Raw genomic sequence first — 19,781 nt, forward strand, 5'->3', positions numbered from 1 at the left:
AACTCCGCTCGATCCGCGATCGATGTCATCGACCTCACAATTTAAGCTGCAGATCAAATGATGCGGGGATGGTTAGAGTTCGGTTGCGAATCTCGCCCGTATTAATCCGGATCAGCCCGGCACCGCGACATGCGGCGCCGGGACAGGCGCGGCGGCGGGCCGCAACGGCGCGAACTCCTCGGCGGTCAGCGTCTCCTTGGCGATCAGCAGCGCGACGCCGCGCTCGAGATCCTCGCGATGGCCGTCGAGGATCGCGCGCGCACGCGCGCCGCCCTCGGCGATGAGGTCGCGCACCGCGAGATCGATCTCGCGTCCGGTGTCCTCGGCCGCCGAGACGATCTGGTCCTGCGGCTGCAGGAACGAGACCTGCGGCCGCGGCGCATAGGTGCGCTGGCCGACCTTGGCATCCATGCCGTATTTGGTGACCATCTCGATCGCGATCTCGGTCGCGCGCTGCAGATCGTCGGCCGCGCCGGTCGAGACGTCGCCGTCGAAGATGAGCTGCTCGGAGGCGCGCCCGCCCATCAGGACCGCGATCCGGTTTTTCAGCTCGCTGATCGAGAGCAGGAAGCGGTCCTCGGTCGGCCGCTGCATCGTATAGCCGAGCGCGCCGACGCCGCGCGGAATGATCGAGACCTTCTGCACCGGATCGACGCCGACGAGGTTGGCCGCCACCAGCGCGTGCCCCATCTCGTGATAGGCGACGCGGCGCCGCTCGGCCGGACTGAGCACGCGGCTCTTCTTTTCGATGCCGGCGACGATCCGCTCGATCGCGACCGTGAAGTCCTCGAAAGTGACGTCATGCCCCTTGCGGCGGGTCGCTGCGATGGCCGCCTCATTGATGAGATTGGCGAGATCGGCGCCGGTGAATCCGGCAGTCAGGGCCGCCACCTTGTCGAGGTCGACGCCGTCGGCGATCGTAATCTTGCGGATGTGCACCTTGAGGATCGCGAGCCGCCCGCTCCGGTCGGGCCGGTCGACCAGCACCTGGCGGTCGAAACGGCCGGCGCGCAGCAGTGCGGGGTCGAGAATTTCCGGCCGGTTGGTCGCCGCGAGCAGGATGACGCCGGAGCTCGGATCGAAGCCGTCGAGCTCGGCGAGCAGCTGATTGAGCGTCTGCTCCTTCTCGTCATAGCCGCCGAGCTGAGCGCCGGCGGAGCGGCTGCGCCCGAGCGCATCGAGCTCATCGATGAAGATGATGCAGGGCGCGGCCTTGCGCGCCTGCTCGAACAGATCGCGCACCCGCGCAGCACCGACGCCGACGAACATCTCGACGAATTCCGATCCAGAGATCGAGAAGAACGCCACGCCCGCTTCGCCGGCCACAGCGCGCGCGAGCAGCGTCTTGCCGGTGCCGGGAGGGCCGACCAGCAGGATGCCCTTCGGCACGTGGGCGCCGAGCCGGCCATAGCTCTTCGGGTCCTTGAGGAACTGCACGACCTCCTGCAGCTCGAACTTGGCCTCGTCGACCCCTGCGACGTCGGCGAAGGTCACCTTCGTATCGGTCTCGACATAGACCTTGGCGCGCGACTTGCCGATCGACATCAGGCCGCCGAACCCCTGGCGATCCATGACCTTGCGGCCGAGGAACACCCAGATCAGATAGAACATCAGCGCCGGCACGACCCAGGACAGCAGCGTCTGGATCACGCCTCCGGACGGGACGCCGGTCACGGTGATGCCCTTCGCCGCCAGCTTCTCGGCGAGCGGCGGATCGACCCGCGCGGTGACGAAGGCAGTCTTGCCGTCGGACTGCTTGTCCTTGAACTTGCCCTGGATGGTGTCCTGGCTGACCGAGACCTCGGCGATCTTGCCCTGCTCCACCAGCTGCTCGAACTGGCTGTAGGGAATCGTCTCGACGGTGTTGTAGGTGGTCAGCAGCCATTGCAGCAGCAGCATGCCGACGCCCGCCAGGAAGATGTAGCCGACGGCGATGGCCTGCTTGCGGGTGTTCGGATCGGATTCCATGTCGAGTACTCGTCAACGTTCTCGGCGACGGATCGACACCGCCTCCGCGGGGAGTTGCACGAGCGTTTAGCAAGCGCCCTCCGCAGGGCGCTTGTCCTGGATCAAGTCTGGCCGATGCACCGGCGCGGGTTCGGCACGGCCGGGTATGGTCCTACGCGGGTCATTCAAGATCGATGGGCTGATACGATCCGGACTTGTCGAGCTGTGTGCCCCAGAGCTTGTGCAGCGCCTGATGATCGCCGCGGCTCAGGCTGAGCGAGGCGCCCAGCCCCATGTCGAGATTGCGCGTGTTCTCCAATGTCTCGACCAGGCGCTCGGTGTCGAGCTGCGGCCCGCAGCGCTTCAGCGCGTCGATCAGCAGGTTGGCGGCAATGTAGCCTTCGAGCGAGATGTAGTCCGGCACCTCGCCGGGAGCCACCTCGGCAAGCGCCGCCTTGAAGTCGAGCACGGTGCTCGAATAGCCCGACACGGCGGGCACGGCCTGCGTCACGATGACGTTCTCGGTGAAGCGCGGTCCCAGCAGCATCAATTCCTGCGCCAGCGCGGTGGCGCCGACGATCGACATGTTGGTGTAGATCATGCCGGGATACAGATCGCGCGTCTTCTCGATGAACTTCGCCGCCGGACGCGTCGTCCCGACCATCACGATCGCCTTGATCGGCACCTTCTGCGCCTTGAGCTGGGCCACCGCCTCGTCCATGTCGATCGAGTTGCGGGCATAGACTAGGCGTACGATCGCCTTGTCGTTGAGGCCGGCTGCGCGGTAGGCCCTGGCGACACCAGCGAAGCCCTGCTCGCCGAGATCATCGTTCTGTCCGAACACCGCGATCTGGTTCGGCCTGATCTTGCGCATCTTCAGCAGATAGCGCACCGCGGCATCGGCCTCCTCGACGAAGCTCGGCCGGTAGTTGAAGACATAGCGATCCGGCGGATCGCGTCGCACCAGGGTGCCGCCGGTGAACGGCGCGAAGAACAGCGCGCGGCGCTCGAGCGCGAACGGCACGGCCACCGCGGCGGTCGGCGTGCCGAGATTGCCGACGAAGCCGAACACCTGCTCCTTGTCCCATAACAGCTTCATCGCGTCCGGCGTCCGCGCCGGCTCGAAACCGTCGTCGGCGGCGATCAGCTTGAGCATGCGACCGTGGACGCCGCCGGCGGCGTTGGCCCGCGCGAACGCGACCTCGATGCCGCGCTTGTAGCTCTGCCCGTTCTCCTTGGCGCTGCCGGTGTAGGGAATCACCATGCCGAAGCGGATTTCCTGATCGGTCACGCCGCGCACATTGCCGGCTGCTGCCGGCCTGATCGCGCCGGTGGTCGCGGGAGGCGACGCGGGTGCCGGCGTGCTCGGCGGCGGCGCGCCGACGCTGCGCTCGAGTTCGGCGAGCTGGCGCTCCACCAGCCGGCAATCGGCGCGTCCGGCGTTGACCGCGGCGCGGCCGTCCGCGATGTTTCGTTCGAATTCCCGCGCGAGCTCGTTGCGATCGTTCGGATTGGTCGAGGCCTCGCGGATCGCTTCCTGAAACTTGCCGAGGATCGCCTGGACGCGACGCGGCGGAATGCTCGAGCAGGCCTGCGACGAACCGAGGATCGGACCCACGCGGCCAGCGAGCTCCCGGACCATGCTCACATGATCGGCCGACAAGGCCCCGCTGGCGCTTGCGGCCAGCATGACGGCGGCAAGAACCGTCACGCGGTACGAACGCCGCGTGAGGCATGAGGCGAAGGACGAGTGTTGCATCGGATAGATCATGACCTCCGTTCCTGTCCGCCGGTCGATGCGCGCAGACGGGACGCAAGGGTGAGGCCGGCCGATAGGGCCTGCCGGTGCGGTGATCCGGATATCGTCACGACGATCTGGAGTGCTTGAAACATCGGGAAAGAATCAGCTTTACGTTCGCAACGATCATGCTGACGCGGCCGCCTATTCCGGCGGACTGATCGTTGAGAGCATGTTCTTCCGAGTTTTGCAGTCTCTACTTGCCGAACGCCATCATTCGCTACCTGCGTCCGCGTCTGAGGCAAAGACGCGACACGCTTGGCATCTACGACGGCTTTGAGTTCAGATCAGGGCAAGCGAAACGCAATCAGGCCGCAACAGCGCTGATACGGATTGATAGTACCGAAATCCGAGACCTCGGACACGAATGGCGACTGATCTCAAGTTGAGACGCCATCATGATGATGAGCAGGACGGGACATGCGGCGTCATCCGCCGATGATCGCGGCTCGCAACAAAGGGCAGTCGCTCGCTCTTACCCTGATTCCTGCGCCGTCAGGACGCGGTCACAGAACAGCGTCCTGACGATTCGCAACATCACGACAGCTGAAGCTGCCGCGTCAGCCCGAAGGCTGCATCACGATGGCCTTGTCCTTCGGCCAGCGGACCCGCCAGGCGAACGAGATCTCCTTCGTCTCGCCGGGCTTCGCATCGACGACCCACTCGGTCACACCGCGCCGCTCGCGCACATTGGTCGCGGTCGGCGGCGTGGTCGCGGGCAGCATCTCGACGACGATTTCCTCATTCTCGCTGACCGGAAGCTGATCCTGGATGGCGACCTTGACCGGAAAATCGTGCGCATTGCGAACCGTCGTCTTGAACGCGCGCTCGTCGATTTTCGCCGTGGTTACGATGAGACCGGCCGAGCCTTCGTTGCGCTTGATCACGCTGCGCTCGACCTTGACCTTGTCGTCGGCGCCGAAGCCGATGCGAACCATCTCGTCCTTGCCCGCCGTCGCCAGCCGGCTGGAGCCGACGAACATGCCGTCACGGTAGATCGAGACCTTGCCCGGCAGCAGCGGCGCATCGTCTCCTTGCGTGAAGCCGGCCTCCAGATAGGCCGTGGGATCAGCGACCGGCACGGAGCGAATGATCAGCTCAGGCGCGATCGTCGTCGTCGAGATGCGCAGGCTCTTGGCGCCGTCATCGGTGGCGATGCTGACACGCCCGGGAAGGCGGAAAGCCGTCTGATAGGCACCGATCTCGACCGCGGTCTCGCGCTCCTCCGCTCGTTTGGCCGCCTCCGGCGCAGCAGGGAGAGCTGCCTGCTGCTCCATAGCCCGCATTCTCGGCGCCCTGTCGGCCAACGTCCCGAATTGTGCGATCGGCGGAGCCGGCGGCGGCGGATACTGCGCGATCACCGTCCGCAATTCGGGGGCGCTGCCGCCACGGCCGGTGCGCACCGTCGAAACGGAGAGCGCGACATCGGACCAGTCCTCGCCGGTCGCCTGCTGGATCTCCGCGCGCCGCACCAGCTCCATCGCCGGCTTACGGTCCTTTGCCGACGTATCGAGGCGCGCGTCATAGAGCGGTACCCAGCGGGCATTGCGGACCGCATAGGTCACCCGCAATGTCGCCTTGGTCGCTGTCGCTGCCGACAGCTCGATCTGAACCTCCGTCCTGCTCGGCGGTTTGGCGGCGCGATCGGCCTGCAGCCGCGCGATCTCGCGATCGATGTCGCGCTGCTTGCGCTCGGCGTCGCGGATCGCCGCATCGGCCTGGCCGATCTCCTCCGCCACGGCCGCAAATGCATTGCGCCACTCCGCAATCGGCCGAGCCTCGCCCTTCTCGCCGAGTCCTGCCGGCGACGCCTCGGCAAATCGCTCCGCGAACTTCTTGCGCGCCTGGGCGGCAGCGATGGCGCCGTCGAGATTGGCGTGCTCGTCCTGCAGCGCCTCGATGCGCGAGTCTATCTCGGGCAGGTTGACCGGCGGCGCTGCGCGCGGCGGCTTGGCATCAACGGTGCCGATGGCGAGCTTCGCGCCAGCCTCGCCTTCGACACGCAGCGAGGCGGCATCAAAGCCGATCGGAAAATCCTTGGCGATGGCCGTGCTCTCGCCGGCCGGCAGGTCGAGCGCGATCACGCGCGTGACCGTCGCGCCGTCGGGATAGACCGTCACAGCATCGACGGTGGAGGTCGCATCGAGATTCGCGGCAACGCCCGGCCCAGCCGCCAGCGCGGCGCTGACAACGACAGCCGTGGCCAACACGCCCTTGTTTCGCATGGTCATCATTTTCTCCGCAGCCCAGCGCCCTCGCGACCGGATCAGCCGGCCCTTCAACGGGCGTTAGACGCGAGCAAACAAAGGCAGGTTCAATTGAGACCGCGCTAAGCGCGATCCGTCGAATGCCACGCAAAATCAAAAAAGGCAGCGCGGCGCGGTGCCGTGCTGCCTTTTTTGGTCGACCTGTGGGATCTTGCGATCAGAACGCCAGCGCCTTGGCCTGCTTGACCTGGGGCAGCGCCTGGATCTTCGCAAGCAGTTCGGCCGGCACGGCGCCGTCGACCTCGACCAGCGCGATTGCGTCGCTTCCCGGCGCGACGCGGCCGAGGTGGAAGGTCGCGATGTTGATCTTGGCGTCGCCGAGCAGGCTCGCGAACTTGCCGATGAAACCCGGCTTGTCCTCGTTCGTCACGTAAATCATCGATTTGCCGAACTCGGCGTCGACGCGGATGCCCTTGATGTCGACCAGCCGCGGCTTGCCGTCGGCATAGACCGTGCCGGACACCGCGCGTTCCTGCTGCCCGGTGGTGACCGCGACCGAGATCAGGCTCTCGTAGTCGCTCTCGCCCGCGCGCAGCACCTCGTCGACGATCATGCCGCGCTCCTTGGCGATGACCGGCGCGGACACCACGTTGACCTCGCCCAGCATCGGCCGCAGCAGCCCCGCCAGCACGGCGGAGGTCAGCGCCTTGGTCTTCATCTCCGCGACCTGGCCCTCATAGGTGATCTGGACCTTGGTGATGCTGCTCTCGGTCAGCTGGCCCGCGAACGAGCCGAGCTTCTCGGCCAGCGCGATGAAAGGTTTCAGCTTCGGCGCCTCTTCCGCCGTGATCGAGGGAAAGTTGATGGCGTTCGAGATCGCGCCCGTCAGCAGATAGTCCGACATCTGCTCGGCGATCTGCAACGCGACGTTCTCCTGCGCTTCGGTCGTGGAGGCGCCGAGATGCGGCGTGCAGATCACGCCGGGATGACCGAACAGCGGATTGCTGGTCGCCGGCTCCTCGGCGAACACGTCGAGGGCGGCACCCGCAACCTGCTTGGAGTTTAGCGCCTCGAGCAGCGCCGCCTCGTCGATCAGGCCGCCGCGCGCGCAATTGATGATGCGCACGCCCTGTTTCATCTTGGCGATCGCCTGGGCATCGATGATGTTGCGGGTCTTGTCGGTCAGCGGCGTGTGCAAGGTGATGAAGTCGGCGCGCTTGAGCAACTCGTCGAGCTCGACCTTCTCGACGCCGAGGTCACGGGCGCGCTCCTCGGTCAGGAACGGATCGAAGCCGATCACCTTCATGCGCAGTCCTTGCGCGCGGTCGCAGACGATCGAGCCGATATTGCCGCAGCCGACGACGCCCAGCGTCTTGCCGGTGATCTCGACGCCCATGAAGCGGTTTTTCTCCCACTTGCCGGCCTGCGTCGAGGCATCCGCCTGCGGGATTTCGCGCGCCAGCGACAGCATCATGGTGATCGCATGCTCGGCGGTCGTGATCGAGTTGCCGAACGGCGTGTTCATCACGATGATGCCCTTGGCGGTCGCCGCGGGAATCTCGACATTGTCGACGCCGATGCCGGCGCGGCCGATCACCTTGAGCCGCTTGGCGCGCTCGATGATCTTCGCGGTCGCCTTCGTCGCGGAGCGAATGGCGAGGCCGTCATAGTCGCCGATGATGTCGGCGAGCTTATCCTTGTCCTTGCCTAGGTTGGGCTGGAAGTCGACCTCGACGCCGCGATCCCGAAAGATCTGCACGGCGGCCGGGGAGAGAGCGTCGGAAATGAGAACTTTGGGCTTGGTCATGACGATGGTCCTTCACGCCCTCTTGTGAGGGACGGCGCAACGCGCCGGCATAGGGAAAGCTGTAGGGTGGGCAAAGCGAAGCGTGCCCACCGCCCTCTCGCGTCAGGTGAAATAGTCGGTGGGCACGACGCTGCGCGCCTTTGCCCACCCTACGAAGCTTCGATGAGGCTCAGGCCGCCTTCGGCAGCGCGGCCTTGGCTTCCGCGAACGCCCAGTCGATCCACTGCGTCAGCAGCGCGACGTCGCTCGCTTCCACCGTGGCGCCGCACCAGATGCGCAGGCCGGCCGGCGCGTCGCGGTAATGCGCGAAGTCGAAGCCGGCGTTCTCCTTCTCGACCAGCGCCACCAGCTTCTTGGCGAATTCGGCCTGGGCATCGGCCGTCAGCGATGTGATCGCGGGATCGACGACCTTCAGGCACACCGAGGTGTTGGAGCGGATCGCCGGATCCTTGGCGAGGAAATCGATCCACGGCGTGCGCGCCTTCCAGTCGGCTAGCACCTTGGTGTTGGCGTCGGCGCGCGCGATCAGCGCCTTGAGGCCGCCGATCGACTTGCCCCAGTTCAGCGCATCCAGATAGTCCTCGACGCACAGCATCGACGGCGTGTTGATGGTCTCGCCCTCGAAGATGCCGGCATTGAGCTTGCCGCCCTTGGTAAGGCGGAAGATCTTCGGCAGCGGCCAGGCCGGCTTGTAGGTCTCGAGACGCTCCACCGCGCGCGGCGACAGAATGAGCATGCCATGCGCGGCCTCGCCGCCGAGCGCCTTCTGCCAGGAGAAGGTGACGACATCGAGCTTCGGCCAGTCCAACGGCTGCGCGAATGCGGCCGACGTTGCGTCGCAGATCGTCAGGCCTTCGCGTCTCGCGCTGATCCAGTCGGCATTCGGAACGCGCACGCCCGAGGTGGTGCCGTTCCAGGTGAAGACGACGTCGCTCGCCTGATCGACCTTTGACAGGTCCGGGATCTCGCCATAGCCGGCGTGCAGCTTGGTGACGTCCTTGAGCTTGAGCTCCTTGACGATGTCGCTCACCCAGCCTTCGCCGAAGGATTCCCAGGCGATGGTCGTGACGGGCCGCGCGCCGAGCAGCGACCACAACGCCATCTCGACGGCGCCGGTGTCGGACGCCGGCACGATGCCGATCTTGTAGTCGGCCGGCACTTCGAGCACGTCGCGCGTCAGCTCGATGGCCTGCTTCAGCTTGGCTTTGCCGACCTTCGCGCGATGCGAGCGGCCGAGGGGAGCGTCCTTGAGATTTTCGGCGGTCCATCCGGGGCGCTTGGCGCAGGGGCCGGAGGAGAAATGCGGCACGGCGGGCCGCTGCGAGGGCTTCGCTGCAGTCATCGTCTATCCTTCCAGATAGTAAGCCTCCCGTTGGGGGGAGGTGTCCCGCCGGCGTGATTAGGCGAACGCCCGTTCCGCGTCAAGGAACTTCGCGCGATGGCACCGAGCGGATCACGCAGACGTGGCTGGCATGCAAGCCACACTCATTCTGGCGCAGCTCCGATCGGCGCCTGACCGCCCGGCGGACGATGCAGGAACGTCATCGATGCGTAAGCGCCGATCCACGAGCCGATCGCTGCAAAGCCGACATAGATCCAGTTTTCCGTGTAGCTGATCACCGCGAAGGACGACAGCGTGTACCAGATCGCGCTCCAGTTCGCGGCGGACAACCGTCGGCGCGAAACCACAGCCGACGTGAACATGACATAGACCGCATCGGTCGCCGCGGTGGCGAGCACGACGCCGAGCGCCGTCACTGGATTGATCGTCGACATCATTTCCCATGCTCTCCGTTGCCGTGTCGCACAACGCTCCAACGTTGTGTCGCTGCATCCGCTCATGCACAATGACGCGACCTGCACGCGCCCAACAACAAGGATAGAACAATGCAACGCGTCCGTCTCGGGAGGAGCTCACTCGACGTCACCCGCCTGGGCCTGGGCACCGCCCCACTGGGCGGCCTGTTCGAGCCAGTCAGCGATGACGATGCGGAGGCGACGATCGCGGCCGCCTGGGAACGCGGCGTGCGCTTCTTCGATACCGCCCCGCTCTACGGCTTCGGCCTCGCCGAACAGCGGCTGGGCGCATTCCTGCGCCGGCAACCGCGCGACAGCTACGTCATCTCGACCAAGGTCGGCCGGCTGCTGCGGCCGGACCCGACGGCACCGGACGATCCGCACTACAAGGGCGCGCCGCCGCTGCGGCCGCAGTTCGACTATTCCTATGATGGCGTGATGCGGTCCGTCGAGGAGAGCCTGGTGCGGCTCGGCGTCGACCGCATCGACGTGCTGCTCGTGCACGATCCCGACGATCACTATGACACGGCGGTGACCGGCGCCTTCCGCGCGTTGCAGCGGCTGCGCGACGACGGCAGCATCAAGGCGATCGGGGCCGGCATGAACCAGTCGGAGATGCTGATGCGGTTTGCCGAGGCCGCGCCGGTCGACTGCTTCCTGCTCGCCGGACGCTACACGCTGCTCGATCAGGGCGCGTTGAACGGCCTGTTCCCGATCTGTCGGAAACAGCACATGGCGATCCTGCTCGGCGGCATCTACAACAGCGGCATCCTGGCCAATCCGCATGGCCAGCCGAAGTTCAACTACGAGGATGCCGACGCCGCCCTGGTCGCCCGCGCTCGTCGGCTCGACGCACTCTGCAAGCAGCACGGCACCGAGCTCAAGGCCGCCGCGATCCAGTTCTGCCTCGCCCATCCCGCCGTCACCGTTGGCCTGCAGGGCGCCCGCAATGCACAGGAGGCGGCGGACAACATCGCCTTGGCGCAGGTCCCGATCCCCGCCGCCTTCTGGCGCGCGCTGCGCGACAGCAAGCTCATCGATGCGCGCGCGCCGCTGCCGGGAGATGCCGCATGAGCCGGACGATCGACGCGCATCAGCACTTCTGGGACCCCGCGCGCGCCGACTATCCGTGGATGGCTGGCGACGCGTTGGCGCCGATCCGGCGTCCGTTCGGTCCCGCAGACCTCGCGCCGCTGCTCGCAGGCAATGGGCTTCAGGCGAGCATCCTGGTGCAGACCCGCTCGTCACTGGACGAAACGGAAGAGTTCCTGCGCACGGCGGCTGCGACACCCTTCATTGCCGGCGTCGTCGGCTGGGCGGACCTCACCGATTCCGCGATTGGCAGCACGCTCGTTAGGCTGCGCGGTCTGCCGGGCGGCGACAAGCTCGTCGGCATCCGCCATCAGGTGCATGACGAGGCCGATGCGGACTGGCTGTTGCGCAGCGATGTCCAGCATGGCCTCGCCGGCGTCATCGCGCACGAGCTCACCTACGATCTGCTGGTGCGGACGCGCGAGCTGCCGGCGGCGATCGCGACCGTTCGCGGATTTCCGCGCGGACGCTTCGTGCTCGACCACGCCGCCAAGCCGCCGATCGCAGCCGGCTTCGACCAGCTATGGGCCGATCGCATCGCGGAGCTGGCCGCCAACAAGAACGTGTGGTGCAAGGTCTCCGGCCTTGCGACTGAAGCGACCTGGACGGATTGGGATGCCGAGCGGCTGCAGCCCTATGTGGCGCATGTCGCGCGCTGCTTCGGCGAGGACCGGCTGATCTTCGGTTCCGATTGGCCAGTCTGCCTGCTCGCCGGCAGCTACGGCGTGATCAAGCACGCGCTCGAGACGTGCCTGACGCAGCTCGGCCCCGGCATCCGAGACAAGGCTTTCGGCCCGAACGCGGTCGCGGCCTATCGGTTGCCGGGCTGACGGACGTCAGAACCGCATCACCATGCCGAAATGGCTCTTGGCGAAGCCCAGCCGCTCGTAGAAGCGTTGCGCGTCGGTGCGGCTCTGATGCGTCATCAGCTCGATCAGATTGCAGCGGCGGCTGCGCGCCTGCGCTATCGCCCATTGCAGCAGTTGCTCGCCGATGCCGCGGCTGCGGCGATCGGTGGCGACGCGGACGTCCTCGACCAGCGCCCGCGACGCACCTTGCGAGCTCAAGCCAGGCAGGATGCACAGCTGCAGGCAGCCGACCACCCTGCCCGCCTCCTCGGCAACGACGAGAGTGATGTGATCGGCACTCGAAATGACATCGAAAGCGGCGAAGTACGCCGGCGGCATCGGATCTTCGATGCGCTCGCGGGCGCGACCGAGATGATCGTCGGCGAGCATGGCGACGATGCTGCCGACATCGTCGCGCCGCGCCGGCCGGATGGTGATCGGCATCGCGTCGGCCATCGTTCCGAGTGGCCCGATTAGAACTTGTAGCCGAGGCCGGCCCGCACCGTGTTCACGCTGGTGTCGACGGTCGACGTGAAGCGGATGTACTCGTACTCCGCACGGGCGAATAGGCCGCCGACCAGATTGACATCGACGCCAAGGCCCGCGCTATAGCCATAGATCAGATGATTGTGCTGGATATTGTTGGCGCTGAGTGGCTGCAGGGCCGTATAGGCGCCGAGCTGCGTCGCGCTCACCGAGTCCTGAACCGTCACGGTCTGGCCGATGTCGGCGTTGCCGAGCGCGAGGCCGAAGAACGCGTAGGGCAGGAAGCATCCCAGCGCGTAGCCGGCGCGGCCGCGAATGGTTGCCATATCCTTGATCGAGATCTGCGACGACTGCGTCGACGTCACGCTGTGGTAGTTGCCGTCGGTGAGCGCGGTGCCGCTGACGAGCGCGCGGGTCGACGAGGTCATGCCGCCGAATTTGCCGTGCAGATAGCTCGCCTCGACGCCGAGCACCACGTCATCCCACTGGCTGTTATAGCCGACGAAGCCGCCAAAACCCGACGAACGCGAGGATTGCTTGCCAAGATTCATGTTCCAGGAGGACACCTGCATCTGGCTCTCGATCAACGTATTCGCCAGCACGGCCGCCGTCATCGTGCTCGTCGAGCCGTTGAAGTTCTCGTCGGACGATCCATAGCCGCCCTGGACGCCGGCATAGTAGCCGTCCCAGTTGACTCGTGAGCTGTTGAGGCCTTCGGTCATGCTGCCTCTCAGGATGGGCAGATCGGACAAATCGGCGGCCTGGGCCACCGAGACCATGCCGCACACCGAAACCACCACCACCAGGCTACGCATTGCCACGCTCCAATCAGTACTGAACTCCATGGAAGCGATCATCGCGCGTTAACCTTAATCATTCGTTGTCACGCGGCACTATGTTCCTATTCTTTTGCCAAAGCGCGCGAGTCCTCTCGCGGACCAAACGCAAAAACGGCGCGGACGTCCGCGCCGTTTTGCCTTGTTGATGCGATCAGTATCGCCAGAAGCTTCAGCCCTTGCGGATCAGCGGCGGCATCGGAGGCGGCGGAGGATTGTCGAAATTCCAGCGCACGCCGAGCTTCAGGTCGTGCGAGGTGATGTCCTTGAACTTGAAGAAGTTGCCGGTTGTCGTTCCGGTGTAGGTCGACAGCACGCCGGTCTGTCCCTGCCCGAGATCGACATAGCTGTAGGCCAGCTCGAGCACGAGGTTCGGGTTGACGTTGTAGGCGAGACCCGCATGCGCCGCCCAGGCGAAATTCCACTTCGAGGACGTCGGCGCGGTCGCGAAGCTCGCGGTCGTGAACGGCAGGTTGTTGATGCCGGTGTCGGTGAAGTTGGAGATCGTCACGCGCGAGCCGCCGACGCCGGCGCCGATGAACGGGGTCACGCACCACCATGTGCCGAGGTCGACATAGGCATTGGCCAGCACGAGCCATTCGGACTTGCTAGCCGTGTAGTTGTCGATGCCGCTGTAGGGCACGCCACCCGCGGTCGCATTGAAGCGGTCGGTGGCCTTGAAGTTCGAATTGCCGCGATACTGCCCGGTGATGTCGGCGCGGAACCAGCTGTTGAAACGATAGCCGACGCCGACGCCGTAGATGCCGGCTGCGTCGAAGTCGGAGGTCTGCTGAAACGAGGTCATCGGCGTATAGGCCGACTCGCGCGTATAGTGAACGTCTTTGACCTTCTGATTGCTGAACCCGATGTCCCCGCGCAGGTACCAGCCGCCGAAATCAGCCGCCGGCGGCGGCGCGTAGACGGGCGGGGGCGCGATGGGCATGTCGGCCGCAAAGGCCAAGGTTGAAAACATAGAGGCCGCTCCGGCGGCGATCAAAGACTTAACGCTACGCATTGGCTTCGTCCCTTTGGCCGGTGAGGCGTTCGGAACCCGGCCCCACATCACAACTGACGGCTGTACAATGGCACCAAATACTTAAGCAGCGCTTAACCCTAATAATTAGGGTTGATATTTCGTGTGCGCGTGGCAGCCGTTAATCTCCGTGCAACGTGTCCTAACGATTGGTTAGCGAACAGAAGATTACGAACTCATTAGTTGATCTCGACTGCCTCACGCAGCTCGCCGACTTCCTGGACGACTGACAACGTGACATGCGCCATCGTCGTAACAGACGACGGACTGCCTCGCCGTTCCTTACGGGAATGGGACAAGAGTGCGGAAGCAGCCGCACGGCCGATGCAAACCGCTTGCACGAAATCATCAGCTGCCTGAGCCAACAATAAAGCGCGGACTCGTTCGTTGTCCGATCGACACGACCGTCTACGCAGACCCGATCGACCTTGGCCCGGGCACCATGCAAGAAGCAAGGCCCGCCATCAAAGGATGGCGGGCCTTGCTGATTGACCGATCCGTTGACGATCAGGCGGCCGCTGCGGCGTTGCCGACCGCGGTGACGATGTCGTCGACGACCTCCTCGACCAGGTTGCGGTCATCGCCCTCGCCCATCACCCGGATGACAGGCTCGGTGCCCGAGGACCGTACGAGCAGGCGGCCATGGCCGTTGAGGCGTTTCTGGCCGGTGTCGATCGCCGACTTCACGGCGTCGGTGTCGAGCGGCTTGCCGCTGCGGTAGCGCACGTTCTTGAGGATCTGCGGCAGCGGGTCGAACTTGTGGCAAACCTCGGAGACCGGACGACGCAGCTTCTGCACCGTGGCGAGCACCTGAAGCGCCGCGACGAAGCCGTCGCCGGTCGTCGCGTAGTCCGACAGGATGATGTGGCCCGACTGCTCGCCGCCGAGATTGTAGCCGTCGGCGAGCATTCGCTCGAGCACGTAGCGATCGCCGACCGGTGTGCGCACCAGTTCGAGCCCCTGCCCCTGCAGGAAGCGCTCGAGACCGAGATTGGACATCACGGTCGCGACGATGCCGGGACGCGACAGGCGTCCGTCTTCCTTCCAGCTCTGCGCGATCACGGCGAGCAGCTGGTCGCCGTCGACGATGTGGCCGCGCTCGTCGACCAGGATCACGCGGTCGGCGTCGCCGTCGAGCGCGATGCCGATATCGGCGCGCATTTCGCGAACCTTGCGACATAGCGCCTCGGGCGAAGTCGAGCCGCATTCCTTGTTGATGTTGAAGCCGTCGGGCTCCACGCCGATCGAGATCACGTCGGCCCCGAGCTCCCACAGCGCCTCGGGCACGACCTTGTACGCCGCGCCATTGGCGCAATCGACCACCACGCGCAAGCCGTCGAGCGAGAGGTCGCGCGGCAAGGTGCGCTTGGCGAATTCGATGTAGCGATCGTGCACGCCGTCGATGCGGCGGGCGCGGCCGAGGCTCGCGCTCTGCGCCAGCTTCTTGTCGAGCGATTCATCGAGCAGCTGCTCGATCTGCTTCTCGACGTCGTCGGACAGCTTGAATCCCTGCGGCCCGAACAGCTTGATGCCGTTGTCCTCGAACAGGTTGTGCGAGGCCGAGATCATCACGCCGAGATCGGCGCGCATCGACTTGGTCAGCATTGCGACCGCCGGCGTCGGCATCGGGCCGACCAGCAGCACATCCATGCCGACCGAGGTGAAGCCGGCGACCATCGCGTACTCGATCATGTAGCCGGACAGGCGTGTGTCCTTGCCGATCACCACCCGATGGCGGTGCTCGCCGCGCTGGAACAGAAGACCCGCGGCCTGACCGACCTTGAGCGCGAGTTCCGGCGTGATCAGGCCATTGGCTCGGCCACGTATCCCATCGGTCCCGAAATAGTTACGGCTCATATGACCCCCAGCACAGCATCTCAACGCGTTACCGAGGGGGGCGCGAATCACGACACCTGCCCCGTCCGGTCAGCCCGCGGGTTATAGTCGCCTTAAAGCTAAGATGGCTTCAAAAAATGTGATGAATCATTACCACGAAACCGCCACCACCGGCATAAGCCTTTGTTAACGCTAATTTTTCGGCAGGCGACGGGACCACAATCAAGGCGCGCCTGACGCGCCGCGTCATCTCCAGGACGGGAAAACGGCGCCATCGACATCCTCTCCGCTCGGAACGCAGCGTCCGATATCGCACCTGGCGAAGGGCCGCTCAGCGCCGGATGCTGGGCGGCCGATGTCGGATTTGGCAGCCGCTCCAAAGATGCTAGAGGACAGTCAGTCAAAGAAACGAAACCGTCGGTGGGGGAGCCGAAGACTGCGATGAAACACGTCACCTGCATTGAAGATCTGCGCCTGCTGCACAAGCGCCGCGTCCCCAAGGCGTTCTTCGACTACGCCGACCGCGGCTCCTACGCCGAAGAAACCTTGCGCGCCAACCGCGACGACCTGCAGAAGATCAAGTTCCGGCAGCGCATTCTGGTCGACGTCTCCAAGCGCGACCTGTCGACCACGATTCTCGGCGAGCCCTCGTCGATGCCGCTGGTCCTCGCGCCGGTGGGCCTCCTGGGTATGCAGCATGGCGACGGCGAGATCCACGCCTGTCGCGCCGCGCAGGCCGCGGGAATTCCATTCACCCAGAGCACGATGTCGATCTGCTCGATCGAGGACATCGCCTCCAGTGTCGAGAAGCCGTTCTGGTTCCAGCTTTACGTGATGAAGGACCGCGGATTCATCAAGGCGCTGATCGAGCGCGCCATCGCCGCGAAGTGCACCGCGCTCTGCCTGACCGTCGACCTGCAGGTGATCGGCCAGCGCCACCAGGACATCAAGAACGGCATGAGCGTGCCGCCGGAATGGTCGCTGTCGAAACTGTTCGACTTCGCCACCAAGCCCGCCTGGGTGCAGGGCGTGCTGCAGGGCAAGCGCCGCACCTTCGGCAACATTGCCGGCCATGTGAAGAACACTGAGGATCTCACCAAGCTCTCCGCCTGGACCGCGTCGCAGTTCGACACCTCGCTGAACTGGAAGGACGTCGACTGGATCCGCTCGATCTGGCCGGGCAAGCTGATCATCAAAGGCATCCATGACATCGAGGACGCCAAGCTTGCCGCCGCGACGGGCGCACAGGCGATGGTCGTGTCCAACCATGGGGGCCGCCAGCTCGACGGCGCGCCGTCGTCGATCCACGTTCTGCCGGGCATTGCGGAAGCGGTCGGCGACAAGATCGAGATCATGTTCGATGGCGGCATCCGCTCCGGCCAGGACGTGATGCGCGCGCTGGCGCTCGGCGCCAAATCCTGCATGATCGGCCGCGCCTATGCCTACGGCCTCGGCGCCGGTGGCCAGGTCGGCGTCGCCAAGGCCATCGACATCATCCGCAACGAGCTGCTGACAACGATGGGCCTGTGCGGCGTCAACACCGTGGCGGAGATCGATCGCAAGGTGCTGGCGGATTAATTCGAGAGGCGGAGAGCAGAGAGCTCCGACTCATCAGTCGATGCGATCCGGACCGCCACTCCGCAAAGGCCGTTGTCCGGACAAATCGTGACGCGCGCCAGCGCGTCGCGACGGCGATCCGGGATCCACTCTGCGGCCGTCGTGCTTGGAAAAAGCCAATACACAGCGCGCCCAAACCACTCCCTGGGGGTTATCGGTCCCTGCGTTCGCAGGGATGACACCGTGTGCGAGGGCGCAACCGAGCGCAGAGAATTCGGCCGTGCCTCACATCGGCGGCGTCAGGCCGTCGCGGCCGACGCTGACGCGGCTGGTTTCGAGTGAGCCGTCGGGAAGCTGCTTGACGGTGGCCATGACCTTCGCGCCGGCCTTCAGCTCAGATTTGTCGCCGGGGACAAAGGTGACGATCGGCGTATCCGGCGAGATGTCGACGCGCTTCTCGCCGCCCTTGTACTTGACGAGGAGCGTATGCCCGTCGGTCGACACCGAGCTCTCCGACACGGTGGCGTTGGTCATGCTCGAATTCGGCTTCAGATCCCAGGACCGCGACCCCTCCCCGGTGCCGCGCATCTCCTCGGGGAAGATATGGATCTCCACCGCCTTCGGCGCGCCGTCCGGGCCGGGCACCGTGGTGGCGCCGATGAAGGAGCCGAGCTTGATGTCGGACAGCTCGGCCTTCACCACGCCCGACACGCGCAGATCGCCGGCCATGCGCAGCTTGAAGATCTCGCCGCTGCGCGCCTTCACCGTCATCGTCTCGCCGTCGACGCTTTCGATCGCCCCGCGCACGCGGGTCGGGACCGGGGCCTGTTGGCAGATTGCAAAGACGGATGTCGCCGCAACCATCGCGAGTGCAACGACGGGGCGGATCAGAACGGTACGGACGAACATGCATAAGCTCCGGGCTTTGGGCGAAAGCTCCGCGTGACTTAGTCGGGGCGCGGACGCATGACGAGTGAGACGCTCTGTTTTGAGACTTATTCCGGCTTCAAGCCTTTGTGAGATCCGCTTCCACCAGCGCCCTCAGCTCAGGGGTGACCTGCGGACGCCGGCCGAACCACAGTTCGAAGCCGCGCACGGCCTGATGCAGGAGCATGCCGAGCCCATCCGCCGTGCGCAGGCCTCGCGCCCGCGCGGCGCCGAGCAGTTGCGTCTCCAACGGCACGTAGACGATGTCGGCCACAACGGCATGCGGCGACAACAGGTCGACATCAAGCGCGAGCGGCGGCTGACCGTGCATGCCGAGCGCGGTGGTGTTCACGAACAGACCCGCGCCCGGCAGCAGCGCGCCGACGCGGTCCCAGCCTTCTGCGACGACCCGGCTGCCGAACTGATCGGCCAAGGCTTGCGCGCGGGCGGCGGTGCGGTTGATGACGTGGACGCGCCCGATGCCGCGCTCCAGAAGCCCGAATACGACGGCTCGCGCCGCTCCTCCGGAGCCGAGCACCAACGCCTCGTTGGTCCGATCCCAGCCCGGCGCCACCGCGTCGAGATTGCCGATGAAGCCTTCGACGTCGGTGTTGGTCGCACGCAACACCCCGCGCTCGTACCACAGCGTGTTGGCGGCGCCGACGGCGCGCGCGCGCGCATCCGGCTCGGCCAATTCGAGCACCCGCTCCTTGTGCGGAATCGTGACATTGGCGCCGACGAAGCCGCGATGATGCAGATGCATCACGAAGTTCGCGAGCTCCTCGGGCGGCACGGCCTCGATCGTGTAGCCGCCGGAAATCCCGAGCTGGTGCAGCCAATGATGATGGATGAGCGGCGAGCGCGAATGCGCGGCAGGCCAGCCGATCAGGCACGCGGCGGGGATTTTGGCGGCGGCGGTCATGGCCGTGACATCGGACAAGCTCACGCCGGAGTCAATGCTCGGGGTCGGCCGCCACCGCCGCGACGAAGGCGATCAGCAGCGCGACGCAGCCCCCGGCCCACACCGCGATGAGGCCGAGATGCAGGTAGGCGAACGCACCCGCAACAGAGCCGGCCACCAGCGCCGCCCATAGCAGCAGGTTGGATAGCCAGCCGAGACGCGGTCCACCGGCCAGGGCGACAGCCACCGCCTGACCGACCTTGACAAGAGCGCCGGTGACATAGGTCAGCCCGAGCCCGCCACTGCCCTTGATCTGGAATGCCGCATTCTCCAGCCCCATCGCCAAAACGATCGCGGCCACGGCGCCGAACGGCACAGTGGCGAGATGGCAGAGAGTGGCCGCGATCAGCAGCGCGCCCTCGACCATCAGGAGCAGGCTCTGAACGTGGCGATTGCGCCTCTGCATGATCAGGCTGCCGACAGCTGCGCCGCCGACGAACAGCCCGATCAGGCCGAGCGCGCTGCTGGCCTCGGACCAGCGGCCCTCGGCGAGGCTGACGCCCATGCGGGTCGAGTTGCCGCTCATGAACGAGACGAACAGGCCACCGAGATGCAGGAAGCCGATGCCGTCGATATAACCTGCGAGTGCGCTGAGGGCGCAAGCGAGCAGGATGTTGCGGCGGCTGTCGAGCATGCGACACAGCCAACC

At 65.5% G+C, this 19,781-nt stretch carries 16 protein-coding genes; 3 read left to right on the forward strand and 13 right to left on the reverse strand.

Annotation, left to right across the window (positions count from 1 at the left end):
• Positions 1-111: 111 nt before the first annotated feature.
• The 6 genes from ftsH to BRADO_RS27680 all read right to left on the reverse strand — a co-directional run bounded on the left by ftsH (position 112) and on the right by BRADO_RS27680 (position 9,535).
• Positions 112-1,968, reverse strand: coding sequence for an ATP-dependent zinc metalloprotease FtsH (gene ftsH / locus BRADO_RS27655; protein ID WP_012029501.1), 1,857 nt, complete (start codon positions 1,966-1,968; stop codon positions 112-114).
• 160 nt (positions 1,969-2,128) lie between these two features.
• Positions 2,129-3,718: an ABC transporter substrate-binding protein gene (locus BRADO_RS27660; protein WP_012029502.1), complete on the reverse strand. Its 1,590-nt coding sequence runs from the start codon at positions 3,716-3,718 to the stop codon at positions 2,129-2,131.
• Positions 3,719-4,305: 587 nt separating this feature from the next.
• Positions 4,306-5,970: a mucoidy inhibitor MuiA family protein gene (locus BRADO_RS27665; protein WP_012029503.1), complete on the reverse strand. Its 1,665-nt coding sequence runs from the start codon at positions 5,968-5,970 to the stop codon at positions 4,306-4,308.
• Positions 5,971-6,169: 199 nt separating this feature from the next.
• Positions 6,170-7,759 (reverse strand): phosphoglycerate dehydrogenase, encoded by a 1,590-nt coding sequence (gene serA / locus BRADO_RS27670; protein WP_012029504.1) that lies wholly within the window; start codon positions 7,757-7,759, stop codon positions 6,170-6,172.
• Positions 7,760-7,928: 169 nt separating this feature from the next.
• Positions 7,929-9,101, reverse strand: a complete 1,173-nt coding sequence (locus BRADO_RS27675) for a phosphoserine transaminase (protein ID WP_012029505.1) — start codon at positions 9,099-9,101, stop codon at positions 7,929-7,931.
• Positions 9,102-9,244: 143 nt separating this feature from the next.
• The gene (locus BRADO_RS27680; protein WP_012029506.1) at positions 9,245-9,535 is read right to left on the reverse strand and encodes a hypothetical protein; all 291 of its coding nucleotides are present in this window, start codon (positions 9,533-9,535) and stop codon (positions 9,245-9,247) included.
• A gap of 111 nt (positions 9,536-9,646) precedes the next feature.
• Here BRADO_RS27680 and BRADO_RS27685 point away from each other — a divergent pair, with 111 nt between their 5' ends.
• The gene (locus BRADO_RS27685; RefSeq protein ID WP_012029507.1) at positions 9,647-10,630 is read left to right on the forward strand and encodes an aldo/keto reductase; all 984 of its coding nucleotides are present in this window, start codon (positions 9,647-9,649) and stop codon (positions 10,628-10,630) included.
• The gene (locus BRADO_RS27690) at positions 10,627-11,478 is read left to right on the forward strand and encodes an amidohydrolase (protein WP_012029508.1); all 852 of its coding nucleotides are present in this window, start codon (positions 10,627-10,629) and stop codon (positions 11,476-11,478) included. The genes BRADO_RS27685 and BRADO_RS27690 overlap by 4 nt, the downstream gene beginning before the upstream one ends.
• A gap of 6 nt (positions 11,479-11,484) precedes the next feature.
• On the opposite strand, the gene BRADO_RS27695 is transcribed toward BRADO_RS27690, so the two are convergent.
• From BRADO_RS27695 to glmM, 4 genes are all read right to left on the reverse strand, one after another.
• Positions 11,485-11,940, reverse strand: coding sequence for a GNAT family N-acetyltransferase (locus BRADO_RS27695; protein ID WP_012029509.1), 456 nt, complete (start codon positions 11,938-11,940; stop codon positions 11,485-11,487).
• 29 nt (positions 11,941-11,969) lie between these two features.
• Positions 11,970-12,797 carry an outer membrane protein gene (locus BRADO_RS27700; protein ID WP_041757025.1) on the reverse strand — a complete coding sequence of 276 codons (828 nt, stop codon included), beginning with the start codon at positions 12,795-12,797 and terminating at the stop codon, positions 11,970-11,972.
• Between the two features lie 193 nt (positions 12,798-12,990).
• The gene (locus tag BRADO_RS27705; protein ID WP_244422902.1) at positions 12,991-13,833 is read right to left on the reverse strand and encodes an outer membrane protein; all 843 of its coding nucleotides are present in this window, start codon (positions 13,831-13,833) and stop codon (positions 12,991-12,993) included.
• A gap of 525 nt (positions 13,834-14,358) precedes the next feature.
• Positions 14,359-15,708: a phosphoglucosamine mutase gene (glmM, locus tag BRADO_RS27710; RefSeq protein ID WP_012029512.1), complete on the reverse strand. Its 1,350-nt coding sequence runs from the start codon at positions 15,706-15,708 to the stop codon at positions 14,359-14,361.
• Positions 15,709-16,128: 420 nt separating this feature from the next.
• On the opposite strand from glmM, the gene BRADO_RS27715 reads away from it, so the two are divergent.
• Positions 16,129-17,265, forward strand: coding sequence for an alpha-hydroxy acid oxidase (locus BRADO_RS27715; protein ID WP_012029513.1), 1,137 nt, complete (start codon positions 16,129-16,131; stop codon positions 17,263-17,265).
• Between the two features lie 264 nt (positions 17,266-17,529).
• Here the strand turns inward: BRADO_RS27715 and BRADO_RS27720 are convergent, their stop codons facing one another.
• The 3 genes from BRADO_RS27720 to BRADO_RS27730 form a co-directional block, all read right to left on the reverse strand.
• Positions 17,530-18,108, reverse strand: a complete 579-nt coding sequence (locus BRADO_RS27720; RefSeq protein WP_050781112.1) for a hypothetical protein — start codon at positions 18,106-18,108, stop codon at positions 17,530-17,532.
• A gap of 142 nt (positions 18,109-18,250) precedes the next feature.
• Entirely contained in the window at positions 18,251-19,093 is an 843-nt protein-coding gene (locus BRADO_RS27725) for a shikimate dehydrogenase (protein ID WP_041757768.1), read from the reverse strand.
• Between the two features lie 31 nt (positions 19,094-19,124).
• Positions 19,125-19,766 (reverse strand): YoaK family protein, encoded by a 642-nt coding sequence (locus BRADO_RS27730; RefSeq protein ID WP_012029516.1) that lies wholly within the window; start codon positions 19,764-19,766, stop codon positions 19,125-19,127.
• Positions 19,767-19,781: the final 15 nt, after the last annotated feature.

Origin of the sequence: Bradyrhizobium sp. ORS 278, from assembly GCF_000026145.1 — a bacterium.
In the GTDB taxonomy this organism is placed as follows: Bacteria; Pseudomonadota; Alphaproteobacteria; order Rhizobiales; family Xanthobacteraceae; genus Bradyrhizobium.

Coding starts and splice junctions, on each gene's coding strand:
- BRADO_RS27690 (WP_012029508.1), top strand. CDS start 10,627: ATGAGCCGGACGATCGACGCGCATCAGCACTTCTGGGACCCCGCGCGC.
- BRADO_RS27730 (WP_012029516.1), bottom strand. CDS start 19,766: ATGCTCGACAGCCGCCGCAACATCCTGCTCGCTTGCGCCCTCAGCGCA.
- serA (WP_012029504.1), bottom strand. CDS start 7,759: ATGACCAAGCCCAAAGTTCTCATTTCCGACGCTCTCTCCCCGGCCGCC.
- BRADO_RS27725 (WP_041757768.1), bottom strand. CDS start 19,093: ATGACCGCCGCCGCCAAAATCCCCGCCGCGTGCCTGATCGGCTGGCCT.
- BRADO_RS27675 (WP_012029505.1), bottom strand. CDS start 9,101: ATGACTGCAGCGAAGCCCTCGCAGCGGCCCGCCGTGCCGCATTTCTCC.
- glmM (WP_012029512.1), bottom strand. CDS start 15,708: ATGAGCCGTAACTATTTCGGGACCGATGGGATACGTGGCCGAGCCAAT.
- BRADO_RS27680 (WP_012029506.1), bottom strand. CDS start 9,535: ATGTCGACGATCAATCCAGTGACGGCGCTCGGCGTCGTGCTCGCCACC.
- ftsH (WP_012029501.1), bottom strand. CDS start 1,968: ATGGAATCCGATCCGAACACCCGCAAGCAGGCCATCGCCGTCGGCTAC.
- BRADO_RS27685 (WP_012029507.1), top strand. CDS start 9,647: ATGCAACGCGTCCGTCTCGGGAGGAGCTCACTCGACGTCACCCGCCTG.
- BRADO_RS27665 (WP_012029503.1), bottom strand. CDS start 5,970: ATGCGAAACAAGGGCGTGTTGGCCACGGCTGTCGTTGTCAGCGCCGCG.
- BRADO_RS27705 (WP_244422902.1), bottom strand. CDS start 13,833: ATGCGTAGCGTTAAGTCTTTGATCGCCGCCGGAGCGGCCTCTATGTTT.
- BRADO_RS27715 (WP_012029513.1), top strand. CDS start 16,129: ATGAAACACGTCACCTGCATTGAAGATCTGCGCCTGCTGCACAAGCGC.
- BRADO_RS27700 (WP_041757025.1), bottom strand. CDS start 12,797: ATGCGTAGCCTGGTGGTGGTGGTTTCGGTGTGCGGCATGGTCTCGGTG.
- BRADO_RS27695 (WP_012029509.1), bottom strand. CDS start 11,940: ATGCCGATCACCATCCGGCCGGCGCGGCGCGACGATGTCGGCAGCATC.
- BRADO_RS27720 (WP_050781112.1), bottom strand. CDS start 18,108: ATGGTTGCGGCGACATCCGTCTTTGCAATCTGCCAACAGGCCCCGGTC.
- BRADO_RS27660 (WP_012029502.1), bottom strand. CDS start 3,718: ATGATCTATCCGATGCAACACTCGTCCTTCGCCTCATGCCTCACGCGG.